Origin of the sequence: Erysipelatoclostridium sp. An173, assembly GCF_002160495.1 — a bacterium.
GTDB classification, from domain to species: domain Bacteria; phylum Bacillota_I; class Bacilli_A; order Erysipelotrichales; family Coprobacillaceae; genus Thomasclavelia; species Thomasclavelia merdavium.
Genome location: NZ_NFKR01000002.1, coordinates 1 through 13,769, shown reverse-complemented (window position 1 = coordinate 13,769; position 13,769 = coordinate 1). Strand labels below are relative to the sequence as shown.

Here is a 13,769-nt window from a genome sequence, read left to right as displayed (position 1 = left end):
TGACAAGGTATGTATTAATGCTGTATTTTAGTTTACTTTCCTTTTGCTTCAGTTCCATATTTTAAATGATATAATGCTTCCAATACTTCAAAAATATAAGTTATTGAAAACTTCCCAATCAATGAGTGATGATCAGTGCCTACTTTTAAGATCATATCCACTTTATCACTATAGACAAAATCATCTAATTGTGAAATAACAATTTTATAAGCTGGACTTTTAGAAATAACTCTCATAACATCCGGATGATCAATCATAAATCCTCCGGCAATACTAGAAACAATAATAACATCGTTTTCATCTAAGCTTTCAATTATTACAACCTGCTGTTCTAATGGATACATTCCGCTACATTCTTTTCCTAAATATGATAATTCAATTTGCAGCTGCATTGATACTGATTGGGTAAAAAAATTACCAGCGAAACACACATTATTAGCTTCATGAATTTTATCAACAATAAAATCTAAGTCATCATATGAAACACTATCATATGTTTTTTGTAGATTATCTAAAATATTATCAAAATGAGCTTTAAAAACTTCTTTCCCTTTATGTAAATATTCCCTTTTTGGTAACTGATGATCAAATTGTAATCTTAAAGTATCACGATTAAAATAATTTAAATTCATCGTAACATCCATTTTAAAATCTGCAAAAGACTCATAATTCAATTTTCGACATAACCTGGATATCGTAGCAGTTGAAACAAAACATAAATCCGCAACATCTGTAATTGTACATTCAGGTATTAAATAAATATTTTGTAAGATCTTTCTAGCTGCATTAGCATAAACATCATTTACATTAGTTGTATTTATAAAATTAATTAAATTATAAAAAGCTCCCCTCATCATTCGCTCCCTCCTTTTTAATAACTGTAATCTTACCATCATTTAAACATAAACAATTTAACTGGCCATAAATACTGCCACAAGCCAATCCACCATCAATTCCGATTTTATTTTGATTAACTGTATCAAACCAGATATTAAAACTACGATCTTCATTTAATAAAACTGTTGGTGTATGACCAAAAATATATACTTTGGTTAAATCACCACGAGCATAATAGAAATCATTTCTAATCCATAATAAATCCTGAACCCGCTGTTTTTCTAGAGGATAACGTGGATTAATTCCGGCATGTACTAAAATAAATCTTTTTTTATTTACCGTTATTTCTAAATAATTTGGTAAATTGACTAAATATTCATAAAGCTGTTTTAAAAAAGCATCTCTAACTACTCGATAATCATCGTGGGTTAACTTATCTTTTTGTAAATAGCTGCGAATACTTTGCATTGTCGTATTACCGCCATTTGCCATCCATATTTTTAAAGCTTTACTAGGATAATCGAAATCATTATAATAAATACCATAATACAAAGCTTCTTGCATCATGTATTCATGGTTTCCTTTTAATAAAATTATATTATCATGTTTTTGAATATAAAATATAAGTTTTAATGTATCTGGCCCACGATCACAAATATCACCGATTATATATAATAAATCATCTTGATTAAAGTTAATTTTTTCTAATAATTTAATAAATAAATCATAATATCCATGGATATCACTTACTACATAGATTCTTTTTGACATTTTCTCACCTAACTATAATTGATATTTAAAATTATACAACTAATTATAGTAACTGTCATTGGTTTTAGTTTATGGTTTTTAATGAAAGCGGTTTCTATTTTGGAAAAAATCACATTTTTTCTTAATTTTTGTTTATACTTATTTTTAAAGGAGGGGTTAATATGGTTGATGAATTTTACTCAGATATCAATTTAGAATTGTTTTTTCAATGGATAGTTGGTAATCAAAATAAATATGATCAGAAAATGGAATGTTTTACTACTGATATTGATGATCGTGGTAAAAAAATTAATTTCATTTACCATAACATTAAAGGTGCCATCGTCATTTGGACTAGCGGAATTGTTGAAGAACAAATAGTCGATGAAGATGAAAATATGTTATTTTATCTCCATTATCAACTAGTAAATCTCTCACAAGGACAAAAATTATTTTATGATTTCTATGAAGCCTTAACAAAACATCAAAAACAATTTCCGGTAAAAATTGTTCTTTGTTGTTCTGGTGGTCTATCATCAACATTCTTTGCAACTAAACTTGCTGAATTAATCTCCTTGAAACATCTAAATTATGAAATCATTCCGATTGGTTTCTATCAGTTAGACAGCAGTTATTTAGACTGTGATGCCTTATATTTAGCACCACAGATTTCATTTTTAGAACCTAAAGCAATGAATATTGTCAAAAATAAAGTTCCTGTCCGCACTATTTCAGCTAGTATCTATGCAACGTATAATTATCGTGGTTTATTAGATATGATTACAAAAGAAGACTTCTCTAAATAATAATTGACTCCTCTAAAAAAGCGGAACGAAATAAACCTCCATTATTTGTATGTCCAAATAACAGGGTTCATTTCAATGTCCCGCTTTTATTTTCCTAAAGTTGCTACCATAACTGCTTTGATAGTATGCATCCGGTTTTCAGCTTCATCAAATACTACCGAATTTTCACTTCTAAAGACTTCGTCTTCAACTTCACGAATATCGATACCTTGTCCATATTTTTCTTTAGCTAATGTTGTTTCAAAATCATGGAAAGATGGTAAACAATGCATAAATAAAGTATTAGGATTACCTGTCTTAGCCATCATTTCTCTAGTTACTTTATATGGCGTTAACATTTTAACTCGTTTTGGATATAATTCTTCAGGTTCCCCCATTGATACCCAAATATCTGTATAAATAACATCAGCATCTTTAACAGCCTCATCGACATTATCACTAACTGTAAAAGATCCACCTGATTTTTTAGCTTCATTTTGACAATATGCTACTACTTCAGGATCCATTTCTAATTCTTTTGGACCTAATGCCACAAAATGCATTCCCATTTTAGCAGCACCATACATTAATCCATAACATACATTATTACGAATATCACCAGTAAAAACAAATTTTACTTCATTTAATGGTTTGTCTAAATGTTCTTCGATTGTTAAAAAGTCAGCTAATGTCTGTGTTGGATGATCAACATCAGTTAAACCATTCCATACTGGAATCTTTGAATGTTTAGCTAAAGCTTCAACAGTACTTTGTTCAAAACCTCTAAATTCAATTCCATCATACATTCTTCCTAATACTTTAGCTGTATCTTCAATTGATTCTTTTTTCCCCATTTGTGAATTACTTAAAAATGTTACATTAGCTCCTTCATCATGACCAGCTACTTCAAAGGCACATCTTGTTCTAGTTGATGTTTTTTCAAACAATAAAACAATATTTTTTCCTTTTAAACGATCCCCTAAGCGTCCTTCTTTTTTTTCTTTTTTTAGCTGATGAGCTAAGTCTAGTAAATATCTAATTTCTTCTTTACTATAATCTTTTAAGGTTAAAAAACTTCTTCCGTGTAAATTCACTTTAAAACCTCCCTTGGCATTAATAATATTTTTAATTCTAGCAAAAAAATAAGCAATAATCAACTAATTGATTATTGCCGGTTTATCTTCTTCTTTTTCGAACATTTCCTTAATGTTATCTTTAGATTTAATTACCAATTCTCTAATTTGATGCAATGTTTCATCAGTAACTAGAATATCAAATGCTTCTTGAGCCGATGAAGCTTCCACTGCAATTGATAAATCTAGACGAAAGAGTTTTTTATCATCCATGATAAGACCTCCTTTAATTTTCTAATAAATACTGTTTATATCTAACAATAAAACCAGGATGAGCAGATATTTTCATATAAATACTATTTTCTAAATACTCAGATTCTAACACTAAACAATGCTGATGTAAATACTTAAATACTTCACCATCTTGATATGGAATATTTAATTGATAAATAGCATAATCTTTAAAGAGGATAGCGCTGATGTTTTTTTCTAGCTGATCTAATCCAATATGCTCCTTAGCCGAAATAAATACGTATGGCTCCTTAGGAATAACTAAACCATATTTATTTAAATCAATTTTATTATAAGCATAAATCATCGGCGTATCCTTAATTCCTAATTCCTTTAATACCTGATTAGTAGTTTCAATACATTGGTCATAATTTTCATTAGAAGCATCAACAACATGGATCAATAAATCAGCTTCTAATACTTCTTCTAATGTTGAACGAAATGCATCAATCAATTGATGCGGTAAACGATTTATAAAACCAACTGTATCACTCATTAAACAAGGACATTTATTTATTTCAATATATCTAGTAGCAGTCTGTAAAGTTGCAAATAACATATTTTTCTGTAAAACATGTTTTGATGAATTATTACAAAAAGCATTCAATAATGTACTTTTACCACTATTTGTATAACCAACTAATGCAATTACTGGTAGTTCATTATCTTTTCTTTTTCGTCTTTGAGTTTGACGCTGTTTGACAATTTTAGCTAATTGTCGTTTAGCTTGTGTAATCTGATTGGCAATCAAACGGCGATCTAATTCAATCTGCTTTTCACCACTACCTCGAAATCCAAAACCACCTTGTTGACTATATAAATGTTCTTTCATTCCCGCAAGTCGTGGTAATAAATATTGTCCTTTCGCAATTTCAACTTGAAGTTTAGCTTCTTTACTTTGAGCCCGAACTTCAAAGATCCTTAAAATCAAATCAGTTCGATCAGTTACTTCAATATCTAAAATATCCGTTAAATTTTTTACTTGAAGTGGTGAAAGCTCCTCATCAAAAATAACTATATCAATATCATCTAGATCATTTTTGATTTCTTGGACTTTTCCAGTTCCAAGATATAAAGAAGGATTAATTTTATCTAAATTTTGAACAACTTTTTTAGCTACCTCGATATTACAAGCTTTACATAATTCGACTAGCTCGTCTAAAGACTTATCGATATCATAGCTCATATTATAATATTTTACACCTACAATTAATGCCTTCATTATTTCACCCTACTATATTTTACATTATCAAAATCAAGAAGGAAAGCTTATGAAAAAAATTAATTACTATTTTACTTTGATTTTAGTTGCTTTTATTACTTTATTTTCTTTTTTTAATATGTTTCAAATTGTCGCACTATCAAATAACGTAATTAAAATTGTTATCAATAATCTACTACCTTCATTATTACCATTTATGATTCTTATTTCCTTATGCCTTTTACTTGGCTTATTGAACTTCTTTAGTTATATAATTCAATGGTTTTTTAAACCATTATTTAAATTATCACCAATCATGTCTTCAATATACTTTATTTCTTTTTTTTGTGGTTATCCAACCAATGTAAAAATGATCAAAGAAGCCTATGAACTAAAATACATTAACCTTCAAGAACTGCAGCATTTATTATCCATTGCTTCTTTTGCCTCTATTTCTTTTATCTTTGTATCTTTAAATTTAGAAATACCACTAGTTATTTATATCTGTCATTTAATACCTAGTATAATAAAAGCCCTATGCTATCGTCAACATTATTCTTTTTTAAGTTTACAAGAAGCAATCGCTAAAATAAAACAACCGCATTTAAATTTCGTTGATGCCCTAAAAAAAAGTATCTTATCATCATGTTATGCATTTATTTTTATTTTAGGATACATGTTAGTATTTCAATTTATAGGTTATGCAATTAGTCACTTTATCAATGATTCCTTTATCAATGCTGTTATTTTAGGAATTTTAGAATTTAGCTCCGGCAGTCTTGGTTTATTACAGTTTGAACATACGCCATTAGTCTATAGTTTGATTTGTTTTAATTTATCATTTAGCGGGTTAAGTGTAATGATGCAAACTGATAATTTATTAGATGAAATCGATTATAGTTTTAAAAAATATTTCCTAGCTCGTTTATACCATGGTATTTTTTCGTTTATACTTTGTTATTTATATTTGAGTATTTGATATAATTTTATCAAATTACTTTATTATATATCAGAAAAATTGACTTATATTTTCATTTTTGATAAAAGCAATTATTTTATTTGTGAAATTTAGTATAATGGATACAGCGAGGTGGAATTATGGAAAATAGTTATAAAGTAATTATTATGGATGTTGATGGCACTTTAACAAATAGTGAAAAAATTGTTACGCCAAAAACAAAAGAAGCATTAATTAAAGCAGAAGAAAAAGGAATTAAATTGATTTTGGCTTCAGGACGGCCAACTTCAGGATTAGTTGATTTAGGAAAAGAACTAGAAATGGATCGTTATCATGGTTTATTTGTTTGTTATAACGGAAGTAAGGTCGTTGATTGTCAGACAATGGAAACATTGTTTAATCAGCCATTATCAGTTGCTGAAGGTAAAGCAGTCTTAGAACATATGAAAAAATTTGATCGAGTTCGTCCAATGATTGATAAAGGTGAATATATGTATGTAACAAATGTATATGACAATTATATCAATTTTAATGGTAAACCATTCAATGTTTTTGAATATGAATCACGTGGTGGTAAATATAAATTATGTGAAGTAGATGATTTAGCTAAGTTCGCTGATTTTGAAATTAATAAAATTTTAACTACAAGCGACCCTGAATATTTACAAGCTAATTATCAAGAAATGATGGCGCCATTTAAAGATACTCTAAGCTGTATGTTTACTGGTCCTTTCTATTTTGAATTTACTGCTCAAGGAATTGATAAAGCTAAAGCATTAGATGCAGTTTTAAAACCAATGGGTTATAAACAAGAAGAAATGATTGCTTTTGGTGATGGTCAAAACGATGCCTCTATGGTTAAATATGCTGGTTTAGGTGTTGCAATGGCTAACGCTGTTGATGAATTAAAAGAAATCAGTCAATATATCACTGGTTCAAATGATGAAGATGGTATTGCTGATGCATTATATAAATTTATCCCAGAATTAAATGATTAAAATAAAGCAGGATTAAAGACTATTTGATATAGTTTTTGATCTGTTTTTATTTTTAAAAGCATTATTATATACATAAAGTTGTATTATAATGCTTATTTATGTAAAATATAAACGAACGAAAGGAGCAAAATAAGTATCTTTTCTTAGACATTACTATTTTTCAAATGGGTTATTTATAAATTTAATAAAATAAACATTAATATTAATATCTTTTTTAAAATTGATTAAAGTTTCTAACTTATGCAAAACAGTTGACTAAACCAACAAAAGAATATATTATAATAGTAACCATTACTATTTATGTAAAGGAGGTAACAATGCCAAAAACTAGATATTCCAAGCAACGTGAACTTATCTACAACAATTTAATTGCAAGACATGACCACCCAACTGCTGAAGCAATTTATAGTGATTTAAAAAAGGATCACCCTGAATTAAGTTTAGGTACCGTATATAGAAACCTTAACTTTTTAGCGGATGCCCAAATGATCAGAAAACTTGATGTTGGCCAAAACATAGTCCATTTCGACGGGGACTTAAGTGACCATTATCATTTTATCTGCAATAATTGTAAAAAAGTTTTTGATATTAATTACCAGGATGAAAAAATTAGTAATGTTGTAAAACAACAAACAAACCATCGAATTGAAAAAATAGAAATTGTTTTCAGCGGTACATGTGAATGTTGTTTAAAAAAAGAAAATTAGGATATGGAGGAAAATTTACTTATGACACTTAAAGGAACAAAAACTGCAAATAATTTAATGCATGCTTTTGCAGGAGAAAGCCAAGCTCGTAATCGTTACACTTACTATGCTTCAATCGCTAAAAAAGAAGGATATGTACAAATTCAAAATATCTTCTTAGAAACAGCAAATCAAGAAAAAGAACATGCTAAAAGATTAATGAAATTCTTAAATAAAGATTTAGCTGGTGAAACAGTATATACTGAAGGAAATTTCCCAGTATTACTTGGAAACACTGCTGAAAATTTAAAAGCAGCTGCTGCTGGTGAAAACGAAGAATATAGCGAAATGTATCCAAGCTTTGCTAAAACTGCTCGTGAAGAAGGATTTGAAGAAATCGCTTCTGTTTTAGATAGTATTGCAATTGCTGAAAAACATCATGAAGCTAGATATTTAAAATTATTAGAAGCTTTAGAAAATGGTACTACTTTCAAACGTGAAGCACCAGTAGTATGGAAATGTAATAACTGTGGATTCATCTATGAAGGTTTAGAAGCACCTGAAAGATGTCCAGCTTGTGATCATCCTCAAGCACATTTTGAAGTTAATACTTTCTTTTTAGGGTAATAACTATAATGGCTAAATAAACGGTCTTTGTAAAATAAGCTATCATTAATAATGATTGTCCTATTTTACAGGACCTTTTTTCTTTACTAAAATTATGTATAATATTAGTGAAGAAATTCATTTTTATTAGGAGGAAAAATGAGTAAGTTTGAAAATGACGCTCAAGAATTATTAAAATATATTGGTGGAACAGCAAATATTCGTGCTGTAACCCATTGTGTAACTAGGATGCGTTTTGTCTTGATTGATTCAAGTGTTGCTGATATCTCTAAAATTGAATCTATTCCATCTGTTAAGGGGACATTTAATCAATCTGGACAATTTCAAGTAATTATTGGTAATGAAGTAGCTAATTTCTATAATGATTTTATTAAAATAAGTAATATTGAAAAAAATGACCAAGAAACAATAAAAAATAATGATTCTAAACAAAACCATGTTCAAAGAATAGTTGCGATACTAGGTGAAATCTTTGCCCCATTAATTCCGGCTTTAATTTGTGGTGGTTTAATTTTAGGTTTTAGAAACATTATTAGTGAAATTAATTTTTTTAATAATGGCACTCAAAGCTTAACAGATATTTATCCATTTTTAGCTAGCTTTGATCATTTTCTATGGTTAATTAGTGAAGCAATATTCCCATTACTTCCAGTAGGAATTGTCTGGTCAATAACTAAAAAAATGGAAACCACACAAATATTAGGAATTATATTAGGTCTAACTTTAGTTATACCACAGTCAATTTCTAGCTTGGAATTAGGAGTTGTTCAAATTTCAATAACCGATTATCAAGGACAAATCGTTACGGCTATGCTAGCAGGTTTTATGCTGGTATTTATAGAAAAATCATTTAATAAAATTATTCCAAATGCTATTAAAATGATTATTGTTCCCTTTTGTTCTTTAATATTGACTGTATTTGTTACTTATGTAATTTTAGGTCCTATTGGTTTAATCATTGAAAGTATTATCGCAAATGTTGTTAATAGCGCTTTTACTTCAAACCTGGCAATAATTATAGCTGCTATAATTAGTTTTATTTATGTTCCTTTTGTCATGACGGGATTGCATCATTTAACAATCATCATTGATACTATTTTAACTACTACTTTTGGTGGTACTATTCTTTGGCCAATGATTGCTTTGTCTAATATAGCTCAGGCTTCTAGTGTATTAGCGATGTTTGTATTACAAAGAAATGACAAAAATGCTCGTAAAATAAATGCCCCTGCCTGTATTTCCTGTTATTTAGGTGTTAGTGAACCAGCTTTATTCGATGTAAATATTAAACATCATTTTCCATTAATTAGTGGTATGATTGGTTCAGCGATTGCAGCTGCAATCTCAGTTGGGTTTGGTATCCAGGCTTTCAGTATTGGAATTGGTGGACTACCAGCAATTATTTCAATCAAACCAGAATTCTGGGGTTATTATTTATTAGCGGTGGCTGTTGCTATTGGTATCCCCTTTATTTTAACTTATGTATCTGGTAGAAAAAAATTAGCTACCCCTGCAAAATCAAATAAAGAAAAAGATTTTATTTGCCCAATGGCTGGCAATCTAATACCATTATCTAAAGTAGAAGATCAGGTATTTTCACAAGGCTTAATGGGTGATGGCTTTGCAGTAGAATTAAAAAACGGTGAAATTATTGCACCATTTAGTGGTGAAGTGATAATGACTTTTCCTACCAAACATGCTTATGGATTGAAACGTGATGATGGATTAGAAGTTTTAATTCATATTGGTATGGATACCGTCCAGTTAAATGGTAAGGGTTTTGAATCTTTCGTTAATCAAGGAGATTGTATTAAACAAGGACAAACTATCGCTAAAGTAGATCTTGAATATGTTTTATCACAAAAAAAATCGGTTGTTTCTCCGGTTGTATTTACTAGTGGCGAGCATATTGAATGTAATGAGCAATTTGTACAATTAAAACAAGAAAATATTTTTAAATGGAAAGGATAATAATAAAATGGCAAATTTTCAAGATAAAGTTGTATATCAAATTTATCCCAAATCATTTCAAGATAGTAATAATGATGGTTTTGGTGACATTAATGGAATTATTAAACATCTAGATTATTTAGAAAAACTAGGTGTTGATTATATTTGGTTAAATCCTATTTTTGTTTCACCGCAAAATGATAATGGTTATGATATTGAAGATTATTACGCTATTGATCCTAGCTATGGCACAATGGCTGATTTAGAAAAGTTGATCAGTGAAGCTAAAAAACATAATATCTACTTAATGTTCGATATGGTCTTTAATCATACTTCTACTAATCATCAATGGTTTAAAAAAGCATTAAATGGCGAACAAAAATACAAAGATTATTATATTTTCAAAAAAGGGAAAAATGGTAATCCGCCAACTAACTGGCAATCTAAATTTGGTGGTAATGCCTGGAAATATGTCGAAAAATTTGATGAATATTACTTACATTTATTTGATGAAACTCAGGCAGATTTGAACTGGAAAAATCCTGAAGTTAGAAAAGAAATGGCTAATATCGTTAATTTCTGGATTGAAAAAGGAATAAAAGGATTTCGATTTGATGTCATTAATTTAATCGATAAAGAATCATTTGAAGATGATTATGAAGGAGTTGGAAAAAGATTCTATACAGATCGTCCTTTAGTTCATACATATCTTCAAGAATTAGCTCAAAATTCTTTTGGAAAATATGATGATATTATTACGGTTGGGGAAATGTCAGCAACATCAATAGATAATTGCGTTGGTTATACCAATCCTAATAATCATGAATTATCAATGGTATTTAGCTTCCATCATCTAAAAGTAGACTATAAAAATAAAGAAAAATGGACTTTAATGCCTTTTGATTTTCAAGAATTAAAACAATTATTAAATGATTGGCAACTAGGCATGCAAGAGGGTCATGGCTGGAACGCACTTTTTTGGTGCTGTCATGATCAGCCCCGAGTTCTTTCACGATTTGGGGATGATAAAAACTACCCTAAAGAATCAGCTAAAATGCTTGCAACAACAATTCATTTACTAAGAGGAACTCCTTATATCTATCAAGGAGAAGAAATTGGAATGACCAATGCCTACTTTGATAACATTGAACAATACCAAGATGTTGAAAGTTTAAATGCTTTTAAAATCTTAAAACAAAATGGCATGTCAGAAGATGAAATTTATCAAATCTTACAAAGTAAATCTAGAGATAACGCACGAACACCAATGCAATGGAATAATCACCGTTACGCTGGATTTTCTAATGTAGAACCATGGATTGCTGTCAATGAAAATTACCATGATATAAATGTTGAAAACAATTTAAAAGATTTAGATTCAGTGTTCTATTACTATCAAAAACTTATTAAATTACGTAAACAATATTCAGTTATCCTACAAGGTGCGTATGAGCCATTATTACTTGATCATCCTACTATTTTTGCTTATAAACGAATTGATCAAAATGATGAAATAATTGTCTATAATCATTTCTATGATGATAATCAATCAACAATTACTGTTGATGCTAGTCAATATGATATTTTACTTTCTAATGTTCAAAGAAACACATTAGAAGATACAATAATTTTAAAACCATATGAATCGTTAGTTTTAATCAAAAAATAATATATATCGATTATCAAGAGATTTTTTAGTGAAATAAGAAATCTCTTTTTTATTATAATTTAAAATTAGTAGTTTAATTTTAATAATTATTCAAAACTGTTGCTACCGATTAACAAATTTAACTGATATAATAATAGAAGATACAGTATTACCCTAACGACCTATTAACTATTATAACCCACTATACTTTATTGATCTTCGATTACCCTTTTTATAATTAAATAATTTAACTATTACATCTAGATAAATTTTTAGTTATAAATGGAGGGATAATATGATTGCCATCACCGATAATAGCGAATATTTTAATGTTGAAATAACCCAAGAATTATACGACTCAATAATTAAATTAATCAATTTTAAAAAGATAAGGTGTACTTGTGGTCAAAAAGGCACTTTAGTTAAAATTGGTACATATCCTCGTCATTATAAAATTCCCGATCGAAAAATCTGTATTCAAATTCAAAGAGTAATGTGTAAACATTGCGGTAGAACTCATGCAGTTCTTGTTCAAAATATGGTTCCTTCTTCAATGCTTTTAGTAGCTACACAAATCGAAATATTGAAATCATATTATAATCATTCATTAGTTGATTTTTTAGATCAGCATAGTGCCATTGATTTATCAAATATCTATTATGTAGTCAAGAATTATGAAAAGAAATGGAAAATCTATTTAGAAAGTGCAAATTTATCTTTAGAAAGTAATGAATCTAATATTGTAAATTATTTTCTTGATCATCATCATAGTCAATTTATGCAAATGAAAAGAAATATTAATATCATCAAATATTAAAATAGTGATTTGCTTTATTGCAGATCACTATTAGTTTCAATACCAATAATTCTTAACGTATTTTTATCAAATTGCCCATCATAAAATTTATCAATAACTTGTTTAAAAACTTTGTTTTTACTTGCCACATAAAATAATGTCATTGATGATTGTAACTTTAAATTATCAGGATAACCTAAAATTATAACTGGATTATTATTTTTTAATTCTAATAATGCATTACTAATTTCGAACAATCTTTTATTTAAAATAGGATTTTGGAGATATTCTTTAGCCTCATCTAAAGAATCAATAGCATAATAAACTGCAGTTGAACTATGCCCCAATCCTTTAATCTGTGGGAAAATATACCACATCCAATGACTAACCTTGCAGCCATTTTTTATTTCTTTTAAAGCTTGATCATAGCTATTTTTTTGAGCATCAATAAAACGTTGTAAATCAGCCATTTAATCACCACCTATATTCATCATATCATAAATTTTAATTTATTTATTAAAATAGAGCTTAAAACTAAATACTACAATAGCAAAAAAATCTTTAATTCTTTTCATATTGCCACCTCCTGATAAAATTCTAGCGCATTATATCTAGTTATATCACTGTATTTAATGATAATATTCTTACAAATTTATGATAAAAGAAAACATTTTATAAATTGTTTTTCTTATTAATATAGATTAACAAAGAGGAATTAGTTATAACATTAAACTAATTCCTCTTTGCTTCATTAATTATTCTTTCTATTGTTATAGTAGTTGGTTTTCCATTTATATAGCCTTCTTTTAAAGTTAAATCTTCAATCAGTTTATCAATAGTTTCCTTGATTTCATCTTTTTTTACTAATCCAACTATCTCCATTGCTTTTTTCAATGAAATATCTGTTTGTTCTAATAGACTTATTAATATTTCATATTTTTCTTTAGCGCGTCCTTCTAATATTCCTTCTTTTTTTCCTATTTGTCGTCCTAATGCTTGATTTTCAATTATTAATCCTTGCGCTAAGTTACACATATTTTCAACTCCTTTCTTTAACTCTTCACTCATTTTAAAACCATATTCTTTTTCTAAAATTCCCCTTATCTCTTGAACACTTCTTCCACTCATTCCAAACAGTAACATCACCACTCTTAATAATTCATCATTCT

At 28.4% G+C, this 13,769-nt stretch carries 15 protein-coding genes; 8 read left to right on the top strand and 7 right to left on the bottom strand.

Translation table 11 applies throughout. The features are described 5' to 3' along the window. Window positions 1–32: 32 nt before the first annotated feature. Window positions 33–857 (bottom strand): MurR/RpiR family transcriptional regulator, encoded by an 825-nt coding sequence (locus B5F09_RS01010; protein ID WP_239404202.1) that lies wholly within the window; start codon window positions 855–857, stop codon window positions 33–35. Continuing rightward, complete coding sequence (locus B5F09_RS01005) at window positions 835–1,608, bottom strand: metallophosphoesterase (protein ID WP_087301303.1); 774 nt, start codon at window positions 1,606–1,608, stop codon at window positions 835–837. The genes B5F09_RS01010 and B5F09_RS01005 overlap by 23 nt, the downstream gene beginning before the upstream one ends. A gap of 161 nt (window positions 1,609–1,769) precedes the next feature. Between B5F09_RS01005 and B5F09_RS01000 the strand changes: the two genes are divergently transcribed. After that, a complete protein-coding gene (locus B5F09_RS01000) occupies window positions 1,770–2,393 on the top strand; it encodes a hypothetical protein (protein WP_087370661.1) in 624 nt (207 codons plus the stop codon). 86 nt (window positions 2,394–2,479) lie between these two features. Here the strand turns inward: B5F09_RS01000 and argF are convergent, their stop codons facing one another. From argF to hflX, 3 genes are all read right to left on the bottom strand, one after another. Next, on the bottom strand, window positions 2,480–3,466 hold the full coding sequence (gene argF, locus B5F09_RS00995; protein WP_087370658.1) for an ornithine carbamoyltransferase: 987 nt from the start codon (window positions 3,464–3,466) through the stop codon (window positions 2,480–2,482). Between the two features lie 63 nt (window positions 3,467–3,529). Further along, on the bottom strand, window positions 3,530–3,718 hold the full coding sequence (locus tag B5F09_RS00990) for a hypothetical protein (protein WP_087301309.1): 189 nt from the start codon (window positions 3,716–3,718) through the stop codon (window positions 3,530–3,532). Between the two features lie 13 nt (window positions 3,719–3,731). Beyond that, window positions 3,732–4,958 carry a GTPase HflX gene (gene hflX / locus B5F09_RS00985; protein WP_204215161.1) on the bottom strand — a complete coding sequence of 409 codons (1,227 nt, stop codon included), beginning with the start codon at window positions 4,956–4,958 and terminating at the stop codon, window positions 3,732–3,734. Window positions 4,959–5,007: 49 nt separating this feature from the next. On the opposite strand from hflX, the gene B5F09_RS00980 reads away from it, so the two are divergent. The 7 genes from B5F09_RS00980 (at window position 5,008) to B5F09_RS00950 (ending at window position 12,621) form a co-directional block, all read left to right on the top strand. Further along, entirely contained in the window at window positions 5,008–5,916 is a 909-nt protein-coding gene (locus B5F09_RS00980; RefSeq protein ID WP_087301313.1) for a nucleoside recognition domain-containing protein, read from the top strand. Window positions 5,917–6,035: 119 nt separating this feature from the next. Then, complete coding sequence (locus B5F09_RS00975; protein ID WP_087301315.1) at window positions 6,036–6,893, top strand: Cof-type HAD-IIB family hydrolase; 858 nt, start codon at window positions 6,036–6,038, stop codon at window positions 6,891–6,893. A gap of 317 nt (window positions 6,894–7,210) precedes the next feature. Next, window positions 7,211–7,600 carry a transcriptional repressor gene (locus tag B5F09_RS00970; protein ID WP_087301317.1) on the top strand — a complete coding sequence of 130 codons (390 nt, stop codon included), beginning with the start codon at window positions 7,211–7,213 and terminating at the stop codon, window positions 7,598–7,600. A 21-nt stretch (window positions 7,601–7,621) separates the two neighbouring features. Further along, the gene (rbr, locus tag B5F09_RS00965; RefSeq protein WP_087301319.1) at window positions 7,622–8,206 is read left to right on the top strand and encodes a rubrerythrin; all 585 of its coding nucleotides are present in this window, start codon (window positions 7,622–7,624) and stop codon (window positions 8,204–8,206) included. Window positions 8,207–8,344: 138 nt separating this feature from the next. After that, window positions 8,345–10,177 (top strand): PTS trehalose transporter subunit IIBC, encoded by a 1,833-nt coding sequence (treB, locus tag B5F09_RS00960; RefSeq protein WP_087370652.1) that lies wholly within the window; start codon window positions 8,345–8,347, stop codon window positions 10,175–10,177. Window positions 10,178–10,184: 7 nt separating this feature from the next. Continuing rightward, entirely contained in the window at window positions 10,185–11,825 is a 1,641-nt protein-coding gene (treC, locus tag B5F09_RS00955) for an alpha,alpha-phosphotrehalase (RefSeq protein ID WP_087370648.1), read from the top strand. Between the two features lie 274 nt (window positions 11,826–12,099). Next, entirely contained in the window at window positions 12,100–12,621 is a 522-nt protein-coding gene (locus tag B5F09_RS00950) for a DUF6431 domain-containing protein (RefSeq protein ID WP_087303404.1), read from the top strand. Between the two features lie 14 nt (window positions 12,622–12,635). Here the strand turns inward: B5F09_RS00950 and B5F09_RS00945 are convergent, their stop codons facing one another. Next, on the bottom strand, window positions 12,636–13,070 hold the full coding sequence (locus tag B5F09_RS00945; RefSeq protein ID WP_087370645.1) for a DUF1810 domain-containing protein: 435 nt from the start codon (window positions 13,068–13,070) through the stop codon (window positions 12,636–12,638). A 262-nt stretch (window positions 13,071–13,332) separates the two neighbouring features. Then, on the bottom strand, window positions 13,333–13,769 hold a 437-nt coding region (locus B5F09_RS14810), incomplete at its 5' end, for a hypothetical protein (protein ID WP_204215159.1).